The organism is Nonomuraea sp. NEAU-A123 (assembly GCF_018603905.1).
Taxonomy (GTDB): domain Bacteria; phylum Actinomycetota; class Actinomycetes; order Streptosporangiales; family Streptosporangiaceae; genus Nonomuraea.
Genome location: NZ_JAHFZZ010000006.1, coordinates 367,646 through 391,667, shown reverse-complemented (window position 1 = coordinate 391,667; position 24,022 = coordinate 367,646). Strand labels below are relative to the sequence as shown.

Genomic DNA, 24,022 nt, shown 5'->3' with positions numbered 1-24,022 from the left:
TCAATCACGGCTCTTGTGCGTGATTCGGAAGCCCGCATAGCGTGGCGGCTGACATGGTGGCGTTCCGAGTTCTGGGGCCAGTCGAGGCGTACGAACACGACGACGAACTCGACCTCGGCGGGTTGCGGCAGCGGGCCGTCCTCGCCCGACTTCTCGTGGCCCGAGGTCAGGTCGTGCCGGTTGACACACTCCTTTACGACTTGTGGGATGACGACACGGCCAAGGGAGCCCAATCGGGGCTCCAGGTTTACATCTCCCGGCTGCGCCGGGTGCTGGAGCCGGGCCGTCCGCGTGGCGGGCCCAACCGCCTGCTGGTGACCGTCGCCTCCGGCTACGCGCTGCGGGTGGCGCCCGACCAGGTCGACGCGCTCAAGTTCGAGCAGTTGGTCAGGGCGGCGGGCGAGCACCTCGAAGAGGGCGATCCGCAGTCGGCCCGCGCTCGCCTGGAGAAGGCGCTCGGCCTGTGGCGGGGCACCCCCTATTCCGACTTCGCCGACCAGCAGTGGGCGGAGGCCGAGGTCAACAGGCTGACCGAGCTGCGGCTGGTGGCGCGCGAGCGGCACGCCGACACCGGGCTGCGCCTCGGCCTGCCCGCCGAGACCGTGCCCGACCTGGAGGCGCTCACCGCCGAGCACCCGCTGCGCGAGGAGGGCTGGCGACTGCTGGGCCTCGGCTTCTATCGCTGCGGCCGGCAGGGCGACGCGCTGGCGGCGCTGCGCCGGGCCAGGAGCATCCTGGCCGACGAGCTCGGCATCGACCCGGGGCCCGCGCTGCGCAAGCTGGAGTCCGACATCCTGGCCCAGTCGCCCGAGCTGGAGCTGAGCGTCGCGCCGCGCCCGTCCAGGCCCGTGCAGCAGCCCACCGACACCTGGCCGCCCAGGCCCGCCGCCCCGGTCGAGCCGCCGCCGCTGGAGCCCGAGCCGTTCGTCGGCCGCGACGCCGAGCTGGCCAGGCTCACCACGGCCGCCGCCCGCACCGGCAGGTTCCAGGTGGCGATCGTCGCGGGCGTCGCGGGCGCGGGCAAGACCACGCTGCTGCGCCAGCTCGACGGCAAGCTCACCGGCGACGGCTGGATCACCGCGTCCGGCGCCTGCCCGGACTCCAGCGCGACACCGCCGGGCTGGGCGTGGGTGGAGATCCTGCGCACCCTGGTGGGGATGACCGGCGCGGGCGAATACGCCCAGTTGCTGGCGCCGCTGCTGGACGACGCCGACCCCGATCCCGACGACGACGAGGTGTCCGGCGGCTTCCGGCTGCACCGGGCGGTCGGCGGCTACCTCGCCGGGGTGGCGCGGCGCGCGCCGGTGCTGCTCACGCTCGAGGACCTCCACTGGGCCGACGACCAGACGCTGGCGCTGCTGCGCGCGCTGCCCAGCCTCCTGGCCACCAGCCGGGTGCTGCTCGTGGTCACGTGCAGGGAGAGCGAGCTCGACGACCGCCAGTCCGACGTGCTGGCCGCGCTCGCCCGGCTCGGCCCGGTCCGGGTCGGGCTGTCCGGCCTCGATCCGAAGGCCGTGGGCGAGCTGGTCAGGGCCACCTGCGTGCGCGAGATCGACGAGGACGCGGTCGAATCCATCGTCGAGCGCACCGGAGGCAACCCGTTCTTCGTGCGCGAGACCGTACGCCTGCTCGACTCCGAGGCGGCGGCCGACCGGGCCAGTGCGGCCGAAGTGCTGTCGCGGGTGCCCACCGGGGTCCGCGACGTGCTGCGGCGGCGCATCTCCCGGCTGCCCGCCGGGGCCCAGCAGATCCTGCTGCAGGCGGCGGTGATCGGCCGTGACGTCGACGTCGACGTGCTGGTCGACGTGGCGGGCGACGAGGACGCCGTGGTGGAGGCGGTCGAGGCGGCGCTGCTGGCCGGGCTGGTGACCGAGCCGGGGCCCGGGCTGCTCAGGTTCGATCACGACCTGGTGCGCGACACGATCTACTCCGACGCGTCGCGGCTGCGCCGCACCCGGCTGCACGCGGCGGTCGCGGCGGTCATCGAGCGGCGCACGCCGTCCGACGTGGCGGCGCTGGCGCACCACTACTTCCTCGCCGACGCCGCGGACAAGGCCGTCCACTACGCCGGGCTGGCCGCCGAGCAGGCCGAGCGCAGGTTCGCGCACCGCGAGGCCGCCACGCTGTGGGAGCAGGCCATCGCGGCCTTCGACCGCACCGGTGGCGACACCAAGGAGCGGCTGCAGCTCATGCTCCGCCAGATCAAGGCCCTGGCGCTGTGCGGCGACATGTCGGCGGCCAGGCTGCTGCGCCGCGAGGCCATGGACGCCGCCCTGCCGCTGGGCGACCTGGAGATCACCGCGCGGGTGGCGGCGTCGCTCGCCGTCCCGCACAAGGGGATGGCCCGCGACTTCACCCGCACCGCGTGGGAGATCGTCGACGTCACCGAGAAGGCGCTGATGGAGCTCCCCGAAGGGGAGCAGACCCTGCGCGCGAGCCTGCTCACCACGCTGGCGCTGGAGCTGGAGGGCTCTTCGTCGCCCGAGCGGGGGCGGCAGGCGTCGCTGGAGGCGCTGGAGCTGGCCAGGCAGAGCGGCGACCCGACGCTGCTCGCGGCGGCCCTCAGCGGGCGGCTGCGCCAGTCCTATGACATCCCGGCGGTCGACACCCGCGAGAACATCGGCCGCGAGCTGCTGGAGGTCGCCCAGCGATCCGGGCAGATGGCCACGCAGGCGCTGGCCCACCTGGTGCTGCTCGAATGCGCGGCGGCGCGCGGCGAGTTCTCCGTCGCCGACGAGCACGCCGCCGCGGCCGAACGGCTGGCCAGACAGTACGACCTGTCGGCCCCGGCGGCCGTCTGCGCCTGGTACGCGGGCCAGCGGTTGATGATCGTCGGCGACTACACCGGTGCCGAGCGGGCCTACCGCGACGCGGCCAGGATGACCAGGCAGGCGGGCATGCTGGAGGGCCGTCAGGACCTGCCGGTGATCACCACGTTCTGCCTGCGCCTGGTCGACGGCCGAGCCGCCGAGACGGTCGAGTTGATCTCCGAGAAGCATCAGGGCGGCGCGAAGTGGACCCTCGACGCCTACGCGCTGGCGCTCGCCTCGGCGGGTCACGTGTCCGACGCCAAGGCCGTGGCCGCCGTACGCCCGCCCGTGCGGCCCGACTTCCTGTACGAGCTGGCGATGACCTGGCGGGCGCTGGCCGGGATGCTGCTCGACGACCGCGAACGGATGATCGACTGCTACGACAAGCTCAAGCCGTTCGCCGACCGCATCGCGGGCGCCGGCACCGGCGTCGTGGCCCTCTGGCCGGTGGCGCTGACGCTCGGCGACCTGGCGGTGCGGCTGGGCCAGCCGGAGGCGTCGCAGGCCCACTACGAGAAGGCGCTGGAGGTGGCCCAGCGGGTGGGCGTGCCGCGCTGGGTGGAGGCGGCGCAGCGGTCGGTCAGCAACTCACCTGGAAGCGGTCGCTCTTGACGGTCTTGGCGCCCTCGACGGTGAGCTCGATGCGATACCAGCCGGGGTTGGCCGAGATGCTGGTCCTCCAGTCCACGGTCTTCTTGTCGCCGACGAAGCCGGCGTAGTTGACGAAGTAGGAGCGCCAGGTGTGGGTGTCGGCGCTCCAGCGAGCCAGCCGCCAGTCGTACATGACGGTCCGGTCGGGGTCGGGGTTGACGACCACGCTGCGGGCCACAAACGTCTTGACGCACCCGGTGTCGCCCGGCAGCGCGCTGACGCTGACCTTGCCCGCCTTGGCGGGCTGCGCCGTCCGGGTGCTGAGCGAGGAGGTGATGGGCAGGTCGCGGGCCGACAGGGTGACGGTCTGCGCGGGCCGTGGCGCGGAGCTGGCAGTGTCGTAGGCCGAGAATCCGACATAGGCTCCGGTGAAGGCGAGAGCCGCCACGAAGAGCTTGGCCGTGTTGGCCGTGCCGGAGACCAGAACCGCACTGCTTCTCGTTGCCATGATCAACACTCCTTCTTACTCACCTACAGGTGTATGCGAAGGTGGTTGAACCCTGGTTGTCGGCGAGTTGCACCCTGGTATGGCGGCCACTTGCCCCTTGAACTAAGGTAAGGCTGACCTAAAGCGCGCGACGGGGGTGTGGGGGTCCTGATGCGACGTCTGGCGATCACCATCGATCCCGTGGGGCCGATCTGGCTCGGAGTTGCGCTGATCATCGCCCTGTTCGGCGCGTTCCAGGCGTACTACTGGATCGGCCGCAAGCTCGGCGAGCGGCTGTACGACTCGCGCATCGGCGTCAAGCTCGGCCGGGATCGGATCGCGAAGGTCGAGGGCGTCGTCGAGAAGTGGGGCGCGTTCGCGGTCTACGGGTGCTTCTGGGTGCCCATGCTCCGGCACACGCTGCCGTGGGTCGCCGGCGCTCTGCGCGTCTCCTACCCCTGGTACGTCGTGGCCAGCGCGCTGGGCTGCCTGACCTGGGCGCCCATCTGGTGGTTCGGCCTGACCACGCTGATCTGGGCCTGGCTCCAGGTCGCCGCCCGGTCACCGATCACGGCGGCGGTCCTGGCCGTGCTGTTCGTCGGCGGGGTGGTCGGGTTCGCCGTGTGGCGCAGGAAGAAGCGGGCCGATAAGGCGCTGGCCGCCTGACACGGGGGAATTCGCGGCTTGAGGGCGAGTTCGGCATATTTAGCGATGATCACCTGCGACCATGGCTGGCATGCATATTGGGGGTTTCATTGGCTCCGCCGTACTCGCCGTGGTCGTCGGGGTCTCGTCGCCCGCGGCCGCCGCGCACGCGGCGGACGCACCCGCGGTGGCGGCCAAGTCCGCTTATGTGATCGATTCGGCGGGGACGATCCACTTCAGCAAGCGCGAGACGCGCCGGGTCCCGGTCGCCAGCCTCGTCAAGGTGATGACGGCCTACGTGGTGCTCCACGAGGCCAAACTGGGCGACACCATCACGATCACCGCGGCCGACGTCAAGCACGCGACCCAGAACGGCGCCACGACCGCGGCGCTGAAGAAGGGCGAGCGGCTCACGGTCAGGGATCTGTTGTACGGGCTCATGCTCCCCTCGGGGGCCGACGCCGCCAGCGCGCTGGCCAGGACGTACGGGCCGGGCAACGCGGCGTTCGTGACCAAGATGAACGCCGCGGCCCAGCGACTGCACCTGGCCGACACCCGCTACACCAACCCCGACGGCTTGCCCACCCCCGGTAAGGGCGGTTACTCCACGGCCGTCGACCAGGTCAAGCTGGCGCAGGTGGCGCTCGGCGACACGACGTTCAGGACGGTCGTCGGGCAGACCGAGCACAAGGTGACCAAGACGGCGGCGCACCGCGCGCACACCTGGCGCAACACCAACAAACTGCTGAAGCAGGCCGACGGTGTGCTGGGCGTCAAGACCGGCTACACGAGCGCGGCGGGATTCTGCCTGCTGTTCGCGGGAGAGCGCGGCGGCCGGCAGGTGGTGGGCGTACTCCTCGGGGACCAGGACGCGCGCCGCTTCAGCACGGCCGAGAAGCTCCTCGACTTCGCGGGCGAGCAGATCGCCGGTAGCTGACCCTGCGGTGACCTGGCGACCTGTCAGGTCACCGCCGACCCGGTGACCGCTTCCGGCCAGGCGACGGGGTCGAGCGCCTCTCAGTCTCGAAGGAATCCCTGGTAGCCGTTGGCCACCACTTCGGCGCATTTAGCCCGATATACGCCTACACCGCCGACGTAAGGCATGAAAACCCGGGGCTTGCCGGGGATGTTCGCCCCCATGTACCAGGAGTTCGCCCGGGGGAACAGCGTCAGCCCAGCGATCTCGTTCACCTGCTCCACCCACGCGTCCTCAGCCAGCGGATCCGCGTCAAGGCTCTGTCCGCCCAGCCGGTCCAGGCACTCCGTGATCCAGTCCACATGCTGCTCGATCGAGACGATCATGTTGCTCAGCACCGACGGGCTGCCCGGCCCGGTGATCGTGAACAGGTTGGGGAAGCCGGCGCTCATCAGCCCGAGATAGCTCCTGGGCCCCGCCCGCCATTTCTCCCTCAGCGACAGCCCGCCCTTGCCACGGATGTCGATGGCAAGCAGCGGCCCGGTCATCGCGTCGAACCCGGTGGCGTACACGATCACGTCCACCGGATGCTCGCGGTCGGCCGTACGCACGCCATCGGGGGTGAGCTCCCTGATGGGTGCGGTCCTGAGGTCGGCGAGCGTGACGTTCGGCCGGTTGTAGGCGGCGTAGTAGCCCGTGTCGACGCACACGCGCTTGCTGCCCAAGGGGTGGTCGCCGGGGAGAAGCAGGTCGGCCACCGCCGGGTCCCGTACGGTGGCGCGGATCTTGCCGCGGACGAAGTCGGCGGCCGTCCCGTTCGCCTCCTCGCTGATCATCAGATCGGAGAACGCGCCGAGGAAGGCCAGACCGCCGCGCTCCCAGCGCGCCTCGAACTCGCGTCCCCGCTCCTCATCCGTCACAGCCAGGGCGGAGTCGGGATTCGGGTTGGTCAGGAGCCCGCTGTGTGAGGTACGGAGCTGGTGACGGAGCTCGTGGTGGTTGGCCTTGAACCACTGGTCGTCCTCCGGCCGCAGCGGCCCGTTGTGCGCGGGGACGCTGAAGTTGGGCGTCCGCTGGAACACCGTCACCTGCTCGGCGCTCTCCGCGATGACCGGAATGGACTGAATGCCCGACGAACCGGTGCCGATGACCGCCACCCGCCGCCCGGCGAGGTCCACGCCCTCGGCCGGCCACCGTCCCGTGTGGTAGCTCGGCCCCCGGAAGGAACCGGGCAGCCGGGGCAGGTTGGCCGCGGACAGGCAGCCGACGGCGGTGACGAGGTAGCGGGCCGACAGCCGTTCGCCGCCGTCGGTCTCGACCACCCACGCCCCGGGCGCGTCCCAGGAGGCGGTCGTGACGCGGGTGTGCAGCTGGATGTCGCGGCGCAGGTCGAAGCGGTCGGCGACGTGGTCGAGGTAGCGGAGGATCTCGGGCTGCGTGGCGTACCGCTCGGTCCAGGTCCATTCGCGCTGGAGGTCGTCGGCGAAGGAGTAGGAGTACTGGAGGCTCTCGACGTCGCAGCGGGCTCCGGGGTAGCGGTTCCAGTACCAGGTGCCGCCGACGCCGCCACCCGCTTCCAGAACGCGAGCCGACATGCCCAGGCCGCGCAGGCGGTGGAGCATGTACAGGCCCGCGAAGCCCGCACCGATGATGATCACGTCGTGGTCGGTCGATCTTGGGGGCATCGCTCCTCCATAGGCGATCGAGGCGGTCCTCCCCTCAAGAAGAACACGACCGTCCGCGTCTGACGATCACCCGTTCCACACCGCGGCGACCTCGATATGATGCGCCCGCCGCCCTGGGTCATCGGCGCCGTCCGTACCCCAGGATCCGGTTGCGATGCGGACGGAGGCCGCGGACGCCGAGCAGGACCGGGGCCATGATCTCGGTTCTTTCGACGAGCGCGGAGTCGGCCCGGCAGCCGGCCCGACCGCCGGTGCCCGTCCTGAAGAGCCGGCCTAGGGGTATCCCTTGGTCGGGCCCTGAGGTGCTCGGCCCGCCACCCGATCTACGCTGGGTCCCACCTGCGGCCCGAGGCGCGCATGGTGACTTCCTCCATCGAAGGCGGGGGGCTCGATGGCTCAAGCACCGTTCGCCCGAGGAACCGATCGGCAGGTAGGCGATTACTGGCTCGGCAGGCGGCTCGGCTCCGGCGGACAGGGGGTCGTCTACGAGGTCTACGACGGGGACGGCACCTGAGCGGCCATCAAGCCGCCCAGGCACGGCCGGATGGAAAGGGCGCAGGCCAGAGCCCGTTTCGCCAAAGAGATAGCCGCCACCCGCCGGGTGGCGGCGTTCCGCTCCCGGGTCTGTCACATTTGGAGCGATTTCGGGGTGGTGCCGGTCGGCGGGCGCAGCTTCAGTCGTCCCGGCGGCCCGATCGGTGGCTTGGGCGGCTCGGCCGGGGGCCGTCCCGTGGGTGCCGGTGGCTTGTCCGCCGCCGCCAGGCAACCCCGGCACGGGGCCCAGAGGAAGCCCGACCACGCCGAGGAGCCGTTCCACGCCGACCCGATCCACTGCCAGGACCACGCGGTCGTCGCGTAGTAGCGGTTCTCGCCACAGGCACCGCCCCAGCCCCATGTCGGCGCGAACGTGAACGAGGACGAACCCGACACCTGCCCGGTGCCGCCGCACTGCACCCAGGTGCTGCCGTCCCAGTAGTAGAGGAGGTTCTCGCTGATGTGGGTGGTGCGCCACCGGCTGCCGTTGCGGTAGGAGAAGTCGTCTCCCCCGGTGTGTACGCCGTCCGGCAGGAACTCCATCCGTGACCGGGTGCCGTGCTCGTAGCTGCCCGTGCTGGAGGTGGCCCAGCCGTAGCTGAAGATCCAGTAGTTGGGCGGTCCCAGTTCCTCGAACTCGGGCTTCCAGATGTAGTCGTCGATGTCCCCGTCGTAGGCGCAGATCCAGGTCTCGCCGCTGACGGTGACGATGTCGTCCTGCGCCGCATCGTCGCACTGGTCGCCGGGGTAGTCGGCGTACGCGGCGCCCTGGCCTATGACCAGGGTCGCCGCCACGAGTAAGAAGGTCGTGAGCATGTGCCGCCAGCCGCGAAACGGCGCTTTCATAACGTACGCTTCCGTGAATTCTTGCTGATCATGCGCACAAAGTAACTTCGGCTCATGACCCCGTCAAGACGCACCTTACTCATCGTTACCAATAAGCTGAAAATTCACCGCGTATTCCCAGAGGGCGATATAAATCCGCGAGTAATCCGGAACTACCCCGGCAGACGCACGCCGACCCATTCGCCGGCGGCCCAGGAGTCGTCGAGTTCCGTTCCCGTGATGGCTTCGGCCAGGTAGAAGGCGGCCCCTCTCGGATGCTCGGTCCACTCGTGGACTTCCACGCCGAGGCCGGTCGCCCATTCGCGGATCTCCCGCACACTCGGGTCGTCAGCCAGGTCGTCCTCGCCGACGTCATCGGCGTCGAAGTCATGGGTGATGCGGCCCTGGACGGCGTACGTGAGGTATGTCCCCCGCTCCCCAGAGAGGATGTTGAGCGCCTGACCGCCCTGAGACAGCGCGGTGAGCACCGCGTCATTGGCACCGCGGCTGCTCCGCACCTCCAACACCGCCACCCACCCCGCGACCTCCCGGATGAGCAGGCGCTCGCCGACGAGATCCGACGCGAAGCCATCTTCGACCTCATCCTGGACGGTCACCGCGCGGGGATGGGCCAAGTCCTCACTCCGGGCGTTGAAGGCCTGGACGACCTCCTCCACCGTGGTGCCGGAAATCCAGGTGGCGCACATGAACTCGTCGAGCTGCGCCCAGGAATCACGGGCAGCGTCCACATATGCTCCTCGATAGCTAGATGCTGGATTTGTGATCTTCTACCTCGATACTGGTCCCGCTCGCAAGACGTGGACAGCCGAGGAGGAACCGGGTGGAGGCCAAAGGCCGTACAGCTGAGATCATGATCGCTGAAGCCCGCAAGGCGTTCTGGGTAATGGTCGGGTTCCTGGCTGTCATCTGGCTGCTGCAGATCGTCAACTGGGCATCGGGCTACGCGCTGAGTGACGACTACGGCGTGCGGGCGTGGGATCCGGCGACGCTGCCGAACATGGTGTCGTCACCATTCCTGCACTGGAGTTGGGAACACATCGAGGCCAACTCGGGGCCGCTGTTCATCTTCGGCTTTCTGTCCGCCTATCGGGGCGTCGCCAAGTTCCTCAGCGTGACGGGGCTCATCATCTTGGTCAGCGAACTCGGCGCCTGGTTCACTTCTGATCCACGGGGGATCGGCGTAGGCGCGAGCGGCGTCGTCTTCGGCTATTTCGGCTACACACTGGTGCGCGGCATATTCGACCGGCATCTGATCGACATCGTGGTGGGCGTGGTCATGGCCCTGTCCTTCGCCTATCAATTCGCCGGGCTGCTGCCCCAGGAGGGCATCGGGTGGCAGGCTCACCTGTTCGGCTTCCTCGCCGGCGTGGTGGGCGGTTGGCTGTTCCGCGACCGCGGCAGCCGTAACCGGCCGGCTCCGGCCTCCCCGCAGCAGAACCCCAGATCCGCGCTGCTCAAGGAACTGGACGATCTCGGACTCTGATGGCCCCGCGTGATCAAGGGCAGCCCGTGCGAACCGGGTAGACCCGTACCGTCTTAGGCTCGCCGCCGCCCTTGGCCGGACAGAGGCGCACGACGCTCGGCGCCGAGTCGTCGCGGTTGCCGTAGTTGTCGAAGGTGATGTTTCCGCTGGCGCCGCCGACCGTCGCGCCGCCCTGGACGAACCCGCCGAGCGCGGCGTTGATCCGGGAGGAGATGACCGGCTCCTTCGCGGTGAGCGTGTTGACGGCGCCCGCGACGACGGCCATGCCGTCGAAGCCGGCGATCGCCCACCCGCTGTCCAGATGCGCGGGATCGAAGCCGAGCGCGGCGAACGACTGCCGCAGCACCCTCATTCCCCCTTCTTTCGGCAGCAGGTCGGGGTCGGCCAACGGCGTGTAGATCAGGCGAACGGTCCCCTCCACGAACATCGGGGTGCTGAGGGCCGCCACACGCTGCTGCTCGAGGTTCGGATCGACCTCCATGGCCCGCATCCGCCCCGCATCCGAGGTGCTGAGCACCGTGATGCTGGTGAACTGGCACTGACCGAGCTCGGACTGGTCCGCGATGCTCTTGAGGAACTGCGGCAAGTGGCCGGCCCGCGCGGCGTAGAAGACGCTCACCGGCCCCGCGCTGGCGCAGACGCGCTGCGCCGACTGCTTCACGGTCGCCGGGTCCCCCGGGTCGAACTTCACCTCCTGCAAAGGACGCGACTTCGGGTCGAACCTCGCATGGACGAGCGGCAGCGTCGTGCACGTATACGGGTCGTCCATGGTGATCGGCGTCATGATGAAGGTGAGCGTCCTCTTGCCCGGCCCCAGATATTTGGCGAGCTGCTCGATCTGAACCGCGTTGCGGTAGGAGACGCGGTAGAAATAGCCCAGACCGATGCCGTTCTTGTAGGTGTGAGATGGGTCGCAGCGCCCATAGTCGGGCCTGTCCTGCTGCGAGCCGTTCCCGTCGAAGCCTTCGGCCGTGATCACGCTGCCGACCATGGGGATCTTGCGCTGTGCCAGCACCGCGGCGGCGTCGGCCGTCTCCTGCCGGCTCAGCCCCATGCCGGTCACGGCGACGACGCCCTCGTCGGCGAGCAGCTCGGCCACCTTGGTCGCCGCCTGTTCTCCGGCGCCCATCTGGGCCACCCGCAGCCTTATCGGATGCACGCACTCGGCCTTGTTCCCGTTGGCGTTCGCCTGCTCCGCGGCAATGCCTTCGAGCTGGTGCACCGCCCGGCCGCCGCTCTCCGCCGACGTCAGGGTCATCAACGCGCCGACCCACACCGCCTCGGCACCCGAAGCGCACGAGCCGTCCTTGGCCGCCTCGTTCTGCCGCGCGATCTTACTCATCACATCCGCCAGCTCGCGACGGTCGAATGCGTACGGCCCCACGGTGAGGCCAACGCATTCACCCTCCTGCTTCCATACGCCGTTCAGCGGCTGCCACCCGCAGGAGAACCTGTCCGACAGCCACGGAAGGCCCCTCACCACACCTGGTACGAGGACACCGAGGGCCATGACGGCGCCGAGCGGGCGCCACCAGTGCCACCACTCTCTCGGGAAGCGCCCCCGATTCGGCCAGATCCGCCATACGTAGGTGCGGGTGCTCATGGTTGTCGGCTCCAGTCAGCGGATCCCGGACGAGTACGGAGTGCCGCGGTCAGGCGAGGGCATCGGCGAGCTTCTGGTAACGCTGGGCGCGTTTGAGGAAGGAGAGCGGGTCCACGTCGGACAGCCGCCTGCACTCCTCGGCGGCGATGATGTAGCGGCCGCGGCGCAACCCCCGGTCACTGAGCAGGGGGTCGGCGAGCTGATGCAGAGCGGTGACGAGCTGGGAGACCGCCGCGCGGCGCGGCTCCGCCGCCCCATGGGCGGAAGCGGGTCCGCCACGTGGCGGTCGGAGATCGGGCGTGGCGACGATCCGATCGAGACAGTCCAGCCACTCGATGCCCGAGACCTTGTCCAGGAGCCCCAGCAGCTCGGCCACGACGGTCTCGCGGTTACCCAAGGCCAGCTCGTGATGGAGTCTGCCGCAGCTGTCCTGATCCGGCGTGTGGTCACGGAGCCGTTCGAAGACTCTCGTCCAGCAGGCCTGGTGGCTGTCCGGGCGCGCGGCCAGTTCGCGCAGCAGCAGAAAGCGGACGAACGGCGCCATCGCCCATGGGCCCTCAACGCGTGCGGCCGAGGAGACGGGCCACAGCGACGGTGAGACGAGCAGGATGGGCTCGCCCTGGACCGTGTTGTCCAGGAGCGGCGTCAGGCACTGCGCCTCGTCGTTGTCCCGCGCCCCGGCCAGCGTGATCAGCGCCCCTCTGAGGTGCTCGTCGAAGCGCCGCCGCGGGCTCAGATCCACCGTGATCTTGTTGATCAGGTAGCCGTCCATCGTCTGTTCCAGGTCCGGCAGGTGCTCGGAGAGGACCCGTCCCAGATCGTCGATGAGTTCTGGATCATCCCGGAGCCGCGCGAGCACGAGGTCCGTGGCCTCGGCGTGCCCGCCGGTGAGCCGCCGGACGGCGCTGGTGATGGTGCCGGTGCCGAGAGAGGAGGGCCACCAGGTGAGATCCGCCTCCACGATGTGCTCGATGGCGTCGGTGGTGATGCCTTCGAGGAGCACGCGTAGCCATGGCCCGGTCTTGTCGAGGTCGTCGGTGGACAGGCGGGTCAGCGCGGACTCCGGCCATTGCGCCGCCCGGCCGTACAGGCCGACCGAATCCGCGAGTGTGTACCCGCCGCTGGCGGTGATCACGGTCAAGGGATCTCGGGGCACCTGATGACGTGCCAGCTTGTTGCGTACTTTGACCAGGGTCTTCACGAACTGGGTGGCCGAGGGAACGTCGCCGTTGTCGAGCAACACGACCGCGCGCGAGGGATGGTTGACCGCGCGGTCGAAGCTGTCACGCAGGTCGGCCAGGAGCGCGGCCATCAGCAGGCTGTCGACGTTTTCCCGCACACCGACGTTCCGCACCGCGGCCTGGAGACTGAGCCGGACCAGCGCGTGTTCGGGGTCGTGGCGGAAGCCCTGGTCCTGGTGCTGGAACCAGGCCAGGGCCTCCCGCCAGAGCAGCCTCGACCGGAGCCCCGACCTGCTCAACCGCCCGGTCATCTCCTCGATGGTCCTGTCCAGGCCCGCGGCGTCGAGGCCGAGAGATCCCCCGGCCAGCGACAGCAGCCGGCGGAGCAGCGTGGCCACCAGGCTCGGGTCCTGGTAGTCGTTGATCCGCTGCCGCATGATGCCGGTGCTCTTCTTCGGATCGGCGTCTTCGATCGGCCCGGACATCGCGATGTGGGCCAGCACGCCCCGGGGGAAGGAGACCTGATAGCCCGGGGCCTCGGCGGTGAGACCGAGCATGACGGCGGTCAGCACGGATCGCATGGAGTCGGAGTCGTCGCCCCTGACCAGCGGGTCGACCTTCACGATCGGGGTCTTCCGCGCCCATCGCCGCCACGTGTCGTCCAGCACCCGAGAGCGGCCGGAGCCACCGACGCCTTCCAGGATCACGGTCGGGCGAGCGGCGTCTCGACTGACCTGTGGGCCGCCATCCACCTGGATGAACTGATCGATCAGCGAAACCAGGCTCGACCGTACGGGGACATCCATGCGCGTCTCCTGCCCGAACCTACGAGAGTGATGGACCTTTAATTCTGCGGCAAACTCCAGAATGGATCTCGTAAATGCAGCAACAAAGAACAGGCGCCCGCTTTGCAGAAGACAGTAGTGACTTATCGGGATATATAGAAAAAGTAGCTCACACCTCTTTTAGTCCTTTTGTTAGCGTACGGTCAGCGCTTCTAGCGGGACACGTCCGCCAGGCGAACAAGATCATCACGGACGCCCGCACGTCCGCTTTGGAACGTTACAAAGTGATATGCGAGGTAAAGCGAGGCTTGACCGAAGATGACTGGTAGTAGATAACGGTATTCGGCACGGGCACCAAACCCGACCCTCGGAGACGCCGATGACGAGTGTCGCCAGCCCCGCGATGGTCGGACGTGAAGCACCATTGCGAGCACTCCTCGACGCGATCACCCGACCGCCCGCTGTGGCCCTGGTGGAGGGCGAGGCGGGGATCGGCAAGACTCGGCTGGTGCGGGCGGCCATCGACGTCCTGCGCGACGGCGGGCGCACCGTGCTGCTCGGCCACTGCCACCAGCTCAGGGAGCCGTTCCCGTACGGCCCGGTGCTCGACGCGCTGCGCCACGTCGCCGCCGCCCTGCCCGGGGCCGAGGCACTGAACCCGGTGACCGGGGCGCTGCGCGGCTACCTCCCCGAGCTGGCCGGGCACCTGCCGCCGGCACCTGCGCCGGTCGACGACCCGCGAGCCGAGCGGCACCGCCTGTTCCGCGCAGTCCACGCGCTGCTGGACGCCGCGGCGCCCGCCGTGCTGGTGGTCGAGGACCTGCACTGGGCCGATGACGGCACCCGGGACCTGCTGCGGTTCCTCACCCACCAACCGCCCGAGGGCCTGGCGCTGGTGGTGACCTTCCGGCGGGAGGACCTGCCCGTGCCCGGGCTGCCGCTGGGCCACGCCTACCGGCATCCGCCGGGCGCCAACAGTCTGGTGATCTCGCTCAAGCCGCTGGACGTCGAGGCGGTCAGAACCCTGACCAGCACGCTGCTCGGCCGCTCCCAGGTGACGGAGGGCTTCGCCTCCAGGCTGCGCGAACGGACCGCCGGCGTCCCGTTCCTCATCGAGGAGGTCGTCCGCTCGCTGCTCGACGGCGACGGCCAGTTCCCCGGCGGGGTGGAGGAGCCGGAGGCGCTCGACCGCATCGCCGTGCCGCTGCTGCTCCGCGAGGCGATGGCGGAGCAGCTCGCCGGCCTGTCGCCGCCCGCGCTGCACGCCGTGCACGCCGCCGCCGTGCTCAAGCTGCCCGCCGACGAACGGCTGATCGCCGCCGTCTCCGGCGCCGCCGCCCCGTCCGGGGCGGGCCTGCTCGAGGTGCTCAAGGCGGGCGTCCTGCTGGAGCACCCCGACGGCCAGTACGGGTTCCGCCACGCGCTCGCCCAGCAGGCCGTCTACGACGCGATCCCCGGCCCCGACAGACAGCTCACCCACCGGCGGGCCATGGCGGCGCTCTCCGCGCTGGACCAGCCGCCACTGGTACAGCTCGCCTACCATGCCAGGTGCGCGGGCGAGTACGAGGCGTGGCGGCGGCACGGCGGCGCCGCCGCGGACCAGGCGGCGGCCCTGGGCGACGTCCCGCTCGCGGTCGAGCTGCTGGAGGGCATGCTGGCCGACCCCAAGCTGCCACGCGACGCCCGCGGCCCACTGGCCCTCCAGCTCAGCCGGCTCGCCGCGATCGGGCTCTCTCATCGGCGCGCGGTGCGGATGCTGGGTCACCTGCTGTCGGACGACTTCCTGTCCAGGGAGGTCCGCGGCGAGGCCCGGCTGAACCTGGGCGTGCTGCTGGCCAACCAGGCGGGCGCCATCGCGGAGGGACGCCAGGAGGTCCTCGCCGCACTCCCCGATCTGGAGGGCAGGCCCGGCATCGCCGCCAGGGGGCTGGCCCTGCTGGCGATGCCGGCCTGGGGCGCCGAGCCGCTCGCCACCCACAAGAAGTGGATGGACCAGGCCGAGAGCCTCCTCGACACCGTCGCCGACGAGGACCGCGAACTGACCGCCACGGTGCACGCCAACAAGGTCACCTTCGCCATGCTCGTGGGCTCGCCCGACGCCTTCGCGCTGGCCGACACGCTGCCCGTGAACGACCCGTCGGCAGCGGTACGCAGGCAGGTCGCGCGCGCCTACTCCAACCTGTGCGACGCGGCGACCGCGCTCGGCCACTACGGCCCGGCCGACCGGTTCGCGGGCGAGGGCAGGCGGATCGCCGAGGAGACCGGCGCGCTGTACCCCGCGTACCTGGTGGAAGTGTCGTCGATCAAGCTCGACTGGCTGACCGGGCGCTGGGACGGCCTTCGGGAGCGGGCGGCCGCGGTGGTCGAGATGACCCCGGAGGCGCCGCTGCTCGCCGTGGACGCCCGGCTGGTCCTCGGCATGCTGGCGCTGGCCAGGGGCGAATGGGAGGAGGCTGAGGAACGCCTGGAGGCGGCCGGCCCGCGCGAGCTGGACTCGGCCTTCCTCCCGGTGGCCGCCGCCGCCTCCGGCGGGCTGGTCGAGCTGCACCTGATCCGCGGCTCCGTGGACGCCGCGCTGGCCGAAGCGGACAGCGCGGTGACCAGGCTCCGGCGCAAGGGCGTGTGGGTGTGGGGTGAGCAGATAGTGCCGGCGGCCGTCACCGCGCTGCTCAGGGCCGGGCGCTCGGACCAGGCCGCCGAGCTGGTGGCCGAGTTCGCCGCGGGCATCGAGGGTACGGACGCGCCGGCGGCCGAGGCGGCGCTGGAGTCGGCACACGGAGCGCTGGCCGGAGCGGGAGGCCGGTTCGAGGAGGCCGCCCGCCGCCACGGCCGGGCCCGCGCCGCTTACGAGGCGATGCGCAGGCCGTACGGGGCGGCACGGGCGGCGGAGGCCGAGGCGGGCGCGCGGCTCGAACTCGACGACACGGAAGCCGCCGCGGAGATCATCGCCCGCGCGGGCGAGCGGTACACCGCGCTCGGCGCCACCCACGACGCCGCCCGCTGCCGCCATCTGCTGCGGGAGATCGGCGCGGGCGGCCGGCCGCACGGGGGCAGGAAGTCCCGCGGTGGCCGGAAGGCCCGCGGGGTGCTGTCGCCGCGGGAGAGCGAGGTGGCCAGGCTGGTCGCGCTCGGCCAGACCAACCGGGAGATCGCCGTGGTGCTGTTCCTGTCGCGCCGCACGGTGGACACACACGTGGCGCGGGTGCTGCAGAAACTCGGCGTCCGCACCCGCTACGAGGTGTGGCCGCCGACATGAGCGAAGCCCCGGCCGGATGACCGGCCGGGGCTGTGCCGCCGTGTGTCAGAGGGTGATGCTCCAGGAGTTCAGGTAACCGGTGTCACCCGCGTAGACGTCGCTGACTTCGAGCACCCAGGTGCCCGCCGCCTGCTGGCTCACCGGGACGGAGTACGTCCTGGTGCCGTACGAGGTGCAGCTGGTGCCGCCGTACCTGTCGACCGCGTACCACGTGCCGTTAGGCCCGCGGAGCCAGATGTCGAGATCCTCCGCGCAGGTGTGGACGATGGTGACCGACAGGCTGACCGGCGAGACCGCCGAGCCCGTCGCGGTGGAGGTGATCGAGCTCTGAATGGTGCTGTAGTCGCTGATGGTGTAGTCGGTGCCGTTGGTGAACGTCCTGCCGCCCGAGGTGCCCTGCACCGTGAGCGCGTAGGTCGTGGTGTGCGTCGCCGTCACGCCGGTGCCGGTCACGGTCACGCTGTACGAGCCGGCGGGCGTGGTCGCCGCGGTCGAGATCGTCAGGGTGGACGAGCCGCCCGAGGTCACCGAGGCCGGGTTGAAGGTGGCCGAGGCGCCCGTGGGGAGGCCGCTCGCGGACAGGTTCACGGCCTGCGCGGTGCCGGCCGTCGTGGTGGTGCCGATCGTGGTGGTGGCCGCGGAGCCGGCCGTCACCGTGCCGGACGCCGGGCTGGCCGAGATCGAGAAGTCACGGGTCGCGGTGCCGACCGTGAGAGTGAAGACCGCGGTGTGCGTGAGCGACCCCGTGCCGGTGACGGTGATCTGGTAGCTGCCCTGCGCCGTCGAGGAACCGACGGCCAAGGTCAGGGTGGAGGAGTTGCCGGAGGTGACCGACGAGGGGCTGAAGCTCGCGGTGACGCCGCTGGGCAGCCCGGACGCGGTCAGGTTGACCGTCTGGGCGCTGCCGGAGGTGGTCTGGGTGTTGACCGTGGCCGTCGTCGACGACCCAGGCTGCGCGCTGCCGGTCGACGGGGTGAGGGAGAGCGCGAAGTCGTTGGTGGCCGTGCCGCAGGCGGGCTCGCCCGTCGCCGCCGCCACGCTCACCGCGCTCCACGCCGCCTTGGTGGTGTTGCACTCGGCGCTGTTGGCGCCGAACAGCTCGATCGCGGCCGCGACGGAGGCGGCGCGGGCGTTGGTGTAGCGCCAGGTCGAGGTCTTGCGGTTCAGGGCGCCCAGGTAGATCTGGCCGGCCTTCTGCACGCCGACGCCGGTCACCGAGGACGGGCCGCCTGAGCAGATGGGGCTGGTCGGCTTGCCGCCGCCGGGGTTGTTGCCCTCGGCCAGCAAGTAGAACCAGTGGTTCAGCGGACCGGCCGCCGCGTGCACCTCGGTGCTGGGGATCGAGGAGGAGTAGCAGTTCGGGTCGCCTAGCGCGCTCGGGTTGTACATGTTGCGGATCGGCCCGTCGCCGACGAGGTCCACCTCTTCGCCGACCAGGTAGTCCGGCGGGTCGTTGGGGTTGTTGGCGTAAGCCTCGGTGAGAGCCCCGAAGATGTCACCGGTGCCCTCGTTGATGCCGCCGTTCTCGTTGCCGGAACCGGCGCCACCGGGCGTGGTCTGGAAGATGGCGTGCCCGAACTCGTGCGCCACCACGTCGATGTTGCTGGCCTGCCGGGTGTTGGCCTGGTTGTGGCCGAAGTTGGTGTAGCTGCCGTTCCAGTAGGCGTTGACGTCGGCCAGGCCGACGCGCGCGGGGAAGCCCCGGCCGCTGCCGTTGATGCCGTTGCGGCCGAGCCAGTCACGCAGCATGTCCCACTCGCGCTGGACGGAGTAGAGCGCGTCGACGCAGGCCGTCTCCAGGTTGGTGCCCGAGGCGTTGCCCCACGCGTCGTCGGTGCCGGTGTAGGCGGTGCCGCCCTGCCCGCCGCACTGGATGCCGGGCCTGGTCGTGTCGGTCATCGAGTACGAGCTGCCGGAGCCGCTCGTGTTGATGGTGACCTGCCCGTAGTAGTAGCCGTTGCCGCTGCCCTCGCGCACCTGGTCGTAGGAGTCGGCGATCTTGCCTGTACGGGCGTCCACGAACACGTGCTGAATGCTCGGCCTGCCCTTGACCAGGCCGCTGACGACGGCCTCCCAGGCCAGCGCGGGCTTCGCTCCCCAGTTGAACACCACCAGGCGCGGGGCGGCGGAGTCGTCGACGCGCGAAAGCCGGGTCTTCGCCACCTCGGTGGCCTTCTCCGCGCTGATCCTGGCCTGGGTCTGCACGTCCGGGGTGTTCGGTCCGGCCGCTGCGACGGTGTCGCGGACGTGCCCCGCCGAGTCGGTGACGACGACCGCGTCCCCGCCGACCACCGGCAGCCCCTTGTAGGTGCGCTCGTAGCCGACGAAGTACATGTCGCTGGTGCCGCGGGTGACCGACACGCGGCTGTACGCCTCGTCAGGCCCCTTGGCCAGCTTGTCGAGCCCGCTGGAGACGGCCTTGTCGGCGACCGCCGCCGCGAGCGAGGCCGGGTCGACCGCCGCTCGTGCCTGCGCGCCGGCGGCGTCCTTGGTGGCTCCGGGTGGGGCGGCGTGCGCGGGAGGAACGAAGACCGACATCGACGCGGCCGTGGCGAGTCCCACGGCCGCGGCTGCTAAGGCAGTGCGTTTCACGCGTCGTGCTCCTTTCGGCATTCCCGGGCGCCGCGGCGTGCGCGCACGCCGACCACCGCGCCGCAGGGATCGCCTGGGCCACGGAGTCGACCGGGAAAGGGGGGTGGCTGAGCATGCCGTTTCACCTTGCTGCCGAGACGCTAGGCGCTGCGCTCGGGCCTGCAAATCCGTATGTGCATCGGTAGGTATACCGATGTTTTCGGATCGGGCGTCGAGGAGGGGGCGACGGCCGTCAGGCTTCGTCGGCGCGCATCAGACTGTGGCAGGCGATCGCGGCGGCGGCCACCACGTTGAGGGAGTCCACTCCGGCGGCCATGGCCGCCGGGCTCATGGGGATGCACACCGACTCGTCGGCCTCGCGCATCCAGCGGGACGACAGACCATCGCCCTCCGAGCCGAGGAGCAAGGCCACCCGCTCCCCCATCTTCACCTTGTCCATGGATGTCACACTCTGGTCGGGCGTCAGCGCCAGCAGGGTGTAACCCGCCGTACGGATCCGCTCCAGGCCGCCGTACCAGTCGTCCATCCGCGCGTACGGGATGGAGAAGACCGCCCCCATCGACACCTTCACCGACCGCCGGTACAGCGGATCGGCGCACCGGGGCGACAGCACGATCCCCTCCACCCCCAGGGCGGCCGCGCATCTGAAGATCGCGCCCACGTTCGAGTGGTCCACGAGGTCCTCCAGGACCACGACGCGTGACGCGCCCGCCAGTACCTCCTCCACCGGTGGCAGCGGCAGGCGCTGCATCGACGCCAGTGCCCCCCGATGCACCTGGAACCCGGCGACGCCCAGCATGGTCTCGTCGCTCACCACGTACACCGTCGCGTCCCCGAGCACGTCCGCCAGCGGGTCCAGCCAGCGGGGAGTCGTCAGGACCGATCTGATCGGGTAACCGGCGGCGATCGCGCGTCTGATCACCTTCTCGCCCTCGGCCACGAACAGGCCGCGCTCCGCCTCCAGGCTCTTGCGCAGGTCCACGTCCCTGAGCCGGGTGTAGTCGGTCAGGCGTGGGTCGGCGGCGTCGGTTACGTAGTCAGGCACCTTCAGATACTGCCACGAGGCGCATGACCTGCCAGACCACCGCATAGCAGGTGAGCACCAGGCAGAGGCCCACTACAGTGCCCGCGCCCACCTTGGTGACGACGCTCGCCAGGCCGAGACGGGGGTTGGGCTCGTCGACCAGGGGCCAGAGGAAGGCGCCCGCGACGGTGCCGGCCGTGCACAGCACGATGACCGCCCGCCGTACCGCCGAGTGGATCCGCAGCCGGGCGGGGACGTTCGCGGCCGACATCCGGGTGAGGCCGCGCCAGGCCCACCACACGACGATGGCCAGGCCGACCACCGAGGAGGTGTACTGGAGCAGGCGGAACAGCCGCACCACCCCGAACACCGACACCGAAAGCCAGGAGCCCCACTCCTCGGGACCGGTGGAGTGGGTGAAGGAGTCCCACAGGACGTGGGAGGCGGCGCCGATCACGGCGCCGGACACGACGGACGGCAGGTCGCGAAGGCGCGGCGGACGCAGGGTCGCGGCCCGGCCCGCGAGGGCGGGCGGGAGCAGGGAGATCAGCGGTTCGCGGAACAGCAGGTGGAACAGGCCCAGCAGGAGGAGGACGGCGGCCAGGTCGATGGTGACGACGCCGTAGTAGGAGTGCCAGTCACTGTAGTCGGGCAGGAACCGCAGGAAGATCGGAAGGTCGGGGACCATCGCCCCGATCGCCAGCGCCCACGGGTTCGCCAACCGGCGGAGCAGGGGCGACGACATCAGCGGGAGCACCGCTGCGATGTGACTGGGCGTGAACGGCACAGGCCCCGACCCCTCCCCCGTGGCTGATCTTCGTAGATTACCTCGCGAACCTTGAACAAGCTTTGCCCGTTTCCCCTAAAGTCACTATTAGTAATGGGTAGCTTACGTATCGCTGTCGACGGCCGGAAGTCGGGATTCGGGGGTTCGAGGTGCCTGAACAGCGAGTTCACGCTTATCCGGCCGCGTCAGCCGACTGGCTGCGCGCTGCGCGCGTGGCTCGCTCGCTCTCGGTGGGCACCCTGGTCTGGCTGGCGGTGGAGAGCTCGCTCGGCCTGGCCGCGGGGCTGTCGGCGCATTCGGTGGCGCTGATCGGCTGGGGGCTGTCGGCTCTCGTGGAGGCGGCGGCGAGCCTGATCGTCGTGTGGCGGTTCACCGGCTCGCGCACGCTGTCGCCGAGCGCGGAGCGCAGGGCGGGACGGGCGGTGGCGGTGAGTTTCTGGCTGCTGGCGCCCTATCTGGTGATCCATGTCGCCCACGATCTCGACGCCGGCCACCGGGCCGTACCGACCGTGCTGGGCATCGTGGTGACGGCGTTCAGTCTGGTCAGCATGCCCATGCTGGGGCTGGCCAAGCGGCGGCTCGGCCGGCGGCTCGGGTCCCCCGCGACCTCCGGAGAGGGGACCCAGAACCTCATCTGCGCCGCGATGGCGGCGGGGGTTCTGACCGGGCTGTGGCTGAACACGCTCGGGTGGTGGTGGGTCGATCCGGTGATGGCGGTGGCGCTGGCGGGAGTCGCCGCGAGAGAGGGAACTCGGGCCTGGCATGGTCACTCATGCTGCCATTGACCGTCACACCAGGTAATCGCCGCACCAAACGGGCTGTTTTGCCACAGTAAGCGCACCGAGTATCGTTCCGGAAGTATTGCGGAGCATCTCCCGCTAGGGTCTCCGAAAGGTCCCGACACACCGAAGAGGACATCGTGGGGCGACACCGCACAGACGAGCTCGATGGCGGCTACCAAGCCCAGGAACCGACTCCCCGAAAGCGTGGGAACGGTGGTGGCCGCGGCAAGGTGTTCGTCCCGCTCGCCGGAGCGGTCGCACTCGCTGTACTCCTGGGCGTCGCGGCATTCGTGATCTTCAACCGCGACCATGACTGCTCGAACGGCAAGCTGGCGCTCCGCGTCGTCGCGACCCCGGACATCCAGCCCGCGCTCAACAAGATCGCCGGCAACTACAACAAGGCCATGCACTCGATCGACAGCCGCTGCGTCGAGGTGACGGTGGCCAAGGAGTCCGCGGCACGGACCGCGAACGCGCTGGCCGCCGGCAAGGTCAACGCCGATCTGTGGGTGGCCGACTCCAGCCTCGTCGTGTCCAGGCTCCGCGGCCAGGCCGCGGGCGCCACGGTGCCGGAGTCCACCGGCTCGGTCGCCACCTCGCCGGTCGTGCTGGTGGCCGCCAAGACCGCGGCGGCCAAGCTGGCCAGTAGCCTCCAGCCGAGCTGGGCGGGCGTCATCGCGGCGGCGAACGTCGCCAATCCGGACGGACCCGGCAAGAAGATCCGCGTGCTGGCCCTCGACCCGCAGAAGAACTCGGCCGGGATGGCCGCGCTGCTGGCCGCCGCGGGCCAGGCCCAGCAGGCCGGTCAGAGCAAGGCGCTGGTGGGCGCGCTCAAGGAGCTGTCAGGCCAGCTCGTCGCCGACCCGACCGCGCTGCTGGCGAGCCTGACCGTGAAGTCCGGGAGCAAGGTCCCGATCGGCGTCACGTCCGAACAGACCATCTACCTCTATAACACGAAAAAGCCGGACAACCAGGTGGTGCCGCTCTACCCGGCCGAAGGCACGCTCAGCCTCGACTACCCGATCGTGATCGTCACCAAGGACGCGGCGATACAGAAGGCCGCCACGGCGTTCCAGCAGGAGCTCGGCACCGAGTCGGCCCACCGGACGCTGCGCGACCAGGGCTTCCGTACGCCTGACGGCAAGGCCGGCGACGCCCTGTCCAAGGACAAGGGCTTCAATCCGGCCAAGCCCGAGGCGCTGCCCGCCCCCGACGACAAGACGGTGGTGAGCATGGCGCAGACCTGGTCCCGGCTGAACCTCGGCACCCGCCTGCTCACCCTGGTAGACGTCTCGGGCACGATGGCGCTGCCGGTCCCCGGCACGAAGATGACCCGTATGCAGGCGATCAGCAAGATCGCCGTCGAGGGGCTCGGGCTGTTCCCCGCCGACGCGGAGATCGGGGTGTGGACGTTCTCCACCCACCTCGACGGGCAGGGCAAGGACTGGCGCGAGCTGGTCTCGGTCGGACCGCTCAGCGAGAGCGTCAACAGCGTGCTCCGCAAGGACGCCATCGCCAGACAGTTCTCGACGGTCCAGGCCAAGGCCACGGGCGATACGGGGCTGAACGACACGCTCAAGGCCGCTTATGCGGAGATGACGAAGTCGTACCAGGAAGACAAGATCAACACGATCGTGGTCCTCACCGACGGCGCCGGCAACGACGACCCGGACGGCGGGCTGTCGAATAAGCAAATCCTGAATTACCTCAAGACAACGTACAACCCCAAGCGCCCGGTCAGCATTCTGCTCATCGCCTTCGGCCCCGACGCCCCGAAGGGCAAGCAGCAAATGGACGCCGTCGCGCAGTCGACCGGCGGCGAGGCATATATCGCCAAGAATGTGCTGCAGGTGCGCGACTTCTTCCTCCAGGGCATGCAGCGCCGCCTCTGCTCGCCCCGCTGCGACGGCTAGCGCATAACTTCGGATAACACCCCACCCATCCTTTACGGCAAGCATGGGCCAGCCCCACCCACCGACCGGGGCTGGCCCCTGTCCAGGGACACGCTCCTGCGG

General features: G+C 70.1%; 17 protein-coding genes. 8 read left to right on the top strand and 9 right to left on the bottom strand.

Annotated elements, in window-relative coordinates:
- Window positions 1-53: 53 nt before the first annotated feature.
- Window positions 54-3,422, top strand: a complete 3,369-nt coding sequence (locus KLK06_RS20930; RefSeq protein ID WP_214637216.1) for a BTAD domain-containing putative transcriptional regulator — start codon at window positions 54-56, stop codon at window positions 3,420-3,422.
- On the opposite strand, the gene KLK06_RS20925 is transcribed toward KLK06_RS20930, so the two are convergent.
- Window positions 3,391-3,909, bottom strand: a complete 519-nt coding sequence (locus KLK06_RS20925; protein WP_214637215.1) for a hypothetical protein — start codon at window positions 3,907-3,909, stop codon at window positions 3,391-3,393. The two genes, KLK06_RS20930 and KLK06_RS20925, sit on opposite strands and share 32 nt — an antisense overlap.
- A gap of 150 nt (window positions 3,910-4,059) precedes the next feature.
- On the opposite strand from KLK06_RS20925, the gene KLK06_RS20920 reads away from it, so the two are divergent.
- Together KLK06_RS20920 and KLK06_RS20915 are read left to right on the top strand one after the other, a co-directional pair.
- Window positions 4,060-4,554: a DedA family protein gene (locus KLK06_RS20920; RefSeq protein WP_214637214.1), complete on the top strand. Its 495-nt coding sequence runs from the start codon at window positions 4,060-4,062 to the stop codon at window positions 4,552-4,554.
- A gap of 70 nt (window positions 4,555-4,624) precedes the next feature.
- The gene (locus KLK06_RS20915) at window positions 4,625-5,470 is read left to right on the top strand and encodes a D-alanyl-D-alanine carboxypeptidase family protein (RefSeq protein ID WP_250905737.1); all 846 of its coding nucleotides are present in this window, start codon (window positions 4,625-4,627) and stop codon (window positions 5,468-5,470) included.
- Between the two features lie 80 nt (window positions 5,471-5,550).
- On the opposite strand, the gene KLK06_RS20910 is transcribed toward KLK06_RS20915, so the two are convergent.
- Complete coding sequence (locus KLK06_RS20910) at window positions 5,551-7,134, bottom strand: NAD(P)/FAD-dependent oxidoreductase (RefSeq protein ID WP_214637212.1); 1,584 nt, start codon at window positions 7,132-7,134, stop codon at window positions 5,551-5,553.
- 391 nt (window positions 7,135-7,525) lie between these two features.
- Between KLK06_RS20910 and KLK06_RS61505 the strand changes: the two genes are divergently transcribed.
- The gene (locus tag KLK06_RS61505) at window positions 7,526-7,648 is read left to right on the top strand and encodes a hypothetical protein (RefSeq protein WP_284735060.1); all 123 of its coding nucleotides are present in this window, start codon (window positions 7,526-7,528) and stop codon (window positions 7,646-7,648) included.
- Between the two features lie 113 nt (window positions 7,649-7,761).
- Here the strand turns inward: KLK06_RS61505 and KLK06_RS20905 are convergent, their stop codons facing one another.
- Both KLK06_RS20905 and KLK06_RS20900 read right to left on the bottom strand, forming a co-directional pair.
- On the bottom strand, window positions 7,762-8,484 hold the full coding sequence (locus tag KLK06_RS20905) for a hypothetical protein (RefSeq protein ID WP_214637211.1): 723 nt from the start codon (window positions 8,482-8,484) through the stop codon (window positions 7,762-7,764).
- A gap of 182 nt (window positions 8,485-8,666) precedes the next feature.
- Window positions 8,667-9,242: a DUF6461 domain-containing protein gene (locus KLK06_RS20900; protein WP_214637210.1), complete on the bottom strand. Its 576-nt coding sequence runs from the start codon at window positions 9,240-9,242 to the stop codon at window positions 8,667-8,669.
- Window positions 9,243-9,334: 92 nt separating this feature from the next.
- Here KLK06_RS20900 and KLK06_RS20895 point away from each other — a divergent pair, with 92 nt between their 5' ends.
- The gene (locus tag KLK06_RS20895) at window positions 9,335-9,997 is read left to right on the top strand and encodes a rhomboid family intramembrane serine protease (protein WP_214637209.1); all 663 of its coding nucleotides are present in this window, start codon (window positions 9,335-9,337) and stop codon (window positions 9,995-9,997) included.
- A 13-nt stretch (window positions 9,998-10,010) separates the two neighbouring features.
- On the opposite strand, the gene KLK06_RS20890 is transcribed toward KLK06_RS20895, so the two are convergent.
- Together KLK06_RS20890 and KLK06_RS20885 are read right to left on the bottom strand one after the other, a co-directional pair.
- Window positions 10,011-11,600, bottom strand: a complete 1,590-nt coding sequence (locus tag KLK06_RS20890) for an ABC transporter substrate-binding protein (protein WP_214637208.1) — start codon at window positions 11,598-11,600, stop codon at window positions 10,011-10,013.
- Between the two features lie 49 nt (window positions 11,601-11,649).
- Entirely contained in the window at window positions 11,650-13,587 is a 1,938-nt protein-coding gene (locus tag KLK06_RS20885) for a hypothetical protein (protein WP_214637207.1), read from the bottom strand.
- Between the two features lie 358 nt (window positions 13,588-13,945).
- On the opposite strand from KLK06_RS20885, the gene KLK06_RS20880 reads away from it, so the two are divergent.
- The gene (locus KLK06_RS20880) at window positions 13,946-16,822 is read left to right on the top strand and encodes an AAA family ATPase (RefSeq protein WP_214637206.1); all 2,877 of its coding nucleotides are present in this window, start codon (window positions 13,946-13,948) and stop codon (window positions 16,820-16,822) included.
- Between the two features lie 45 nt (window positions 16,823-16,867).
- Here KLK06_RS20880 and KLK06_RS20875 read toward each other — a convergent pair whose 3' ends face one another.
- The 3 genes from KLK06_RS20875 to KLK06_RS20865 all read right to left on the bottom strand — a co-directional run bounded on the left by KLK06_RS20875 (window position 16,868) and on the right by KLK06_RS20865 (window position 21,225).
- The gene (locus KLK06_RS20875; RefSeq protein WP_308168364.1) at window positions 16,868-19,414 is read right to left on the bottom strand and encodes a M4 family metallopeptidase; all 2,547 of its coding nucleotides are present in this window, start codon (window positions 19,412-19,414) and stop codon (window positions 16,868-16,870) included.
- 232 nt (window positions 19,415-19,646) lie between these two features.
- Window positions 19,647-20,459, bottom strand: a complete 813-nt coding sequence (locus KLK06_RS20870) for a TrmH family RNA methyltransferase (protein WP_374197135.1) — start codon at window positions 20,457-20,459, stop codon at window positions 19,647-19,649.
- Window positions 20,452-21,225, bottom strand: coding sequence for a DUF4184 family protein (locus KLK06_RS20865; RefSeq protein ID WP_214637204.1), 774 nt, complete (start codon window positions 21,223-21,225; stop codon window positions 20,452-20,454). The genes KLK06_RS20870 and KLK06_RS20865 overlap by 8 nt, the downstream gene beginning before the upstream one ends.
- A 212-nt stretch (window positions 21,226-21,437) precedes the next feature.
- On the opposite strand from KLK06_RS20865, the gene KLK06_RS20860 reads away from it, so the two are divergent.
- Both KLK06_RS20860 and KLK06_RS20855 read left to right on the top strand, forming a co-directional pair.
- Window positions 21,438-22,010 carry a cation transporter gene (locus KLK06_RS20860; RefSeq protein WP_308168363.1) on the top strand — a complete coding sequence of 191 codons (573 nt, stop codon included), beginning with the start codon at window positions 21,438-21,440 and terminating at the stop codon, window positions 22,008-22,010.
- Window positions 22,011-22,144: 134 nt separating this feature from the next.
- Window positions 22,145-23,920, top strand: coding sequence for a substrate-binding domain-containing protein (locus KLK06_RS20855; RefSeq protein WP_308168362.1), 1,776 nt, complete (start codon window positions 22,145-22,147; stop codon window positions 23,918-23,920).
- Window positions 23,921-24,022 lie beyond the last annotated feature (102 nt).

What these genes read in the sequence shown, in the direction of transcription:
- KLK06_RS20930 (WP_214637216.1), top strand. Translation starts at nt 54, where the DNA reads ATGGTGGCGTTCCGAGTTCTGGGGCCAGTCGAGGCGTACGAACACGAC.
- KLK06_RS20925 (WP_214637215.1), bottom strand. Translation starts at nt 3,909, where the DNA reads ATGGCAACGAGAAGCAGTGCGGTTCTGGTCTCCGGCACGGCCAACACG.
- KLK06_RS20920 (WP_214637214.1), top strand. Translation starts at nt 4,060, where the DNA reads ATGCGACGTCTGGCGATCACCATCGATCCCGTGGGGCCGATCTGGCTC.
- KLK06_RS20915 (WP_250905737.1), top strand. Translation starts at nt 4,625, where the DNA reads ATGCATATTGGGGGTTTCATTGGCTCCGCCGTACTCGCCGTGGTCGTC.
- KLK06_RS20910 (WP_214637212.1), bottom strand. Translation starts at nt 7,134, where the DNA reads ATGCCCCCAAGATCGACCGACCACGACGTGATCATCATCGGTGCGGGC.
- KLK06_RS61505 (WP_284735060.1), top strand. Translation starts at nt 7,526, where the DNA reads ATGGCTCAAGCACCGTTCGCCCGAGGAACCGATCGGCAGGTAGGCGAT.
- KLK06_RS20905 (WP_214637211.1), bottom strand. Translation starts at nt 8,484, where the DNA reads ATGCTCACGACCTTCTTACTCGTGGCGGCGACCCTGGTCATAGGCCAG.
- KLK06_RS20890 (WP_214637208.1), bottom strand. Translation starts at nt 11,600, where the DNA reads ATGAGCACCCGCACCTACGTATGGCGGATCTGGCCGAATCGGGGGCGC.
- KLK06_RS20885 (WP_214637207.1), bottom strand. Translation starts at nt 13,587, where the DNA reads ATGGATGTCCCCGTACGGTCGAGCCTGGTTTCGCTGATCGATCAGTTC.
- KLK06_RS20880 (WP_214637206.1), top strand. Translation starts at nt 13,946, where the DNA reads ATGACGAGTGTCGCCAGCCCCGCGATGGTCGGACGTGAAGCACCATTG.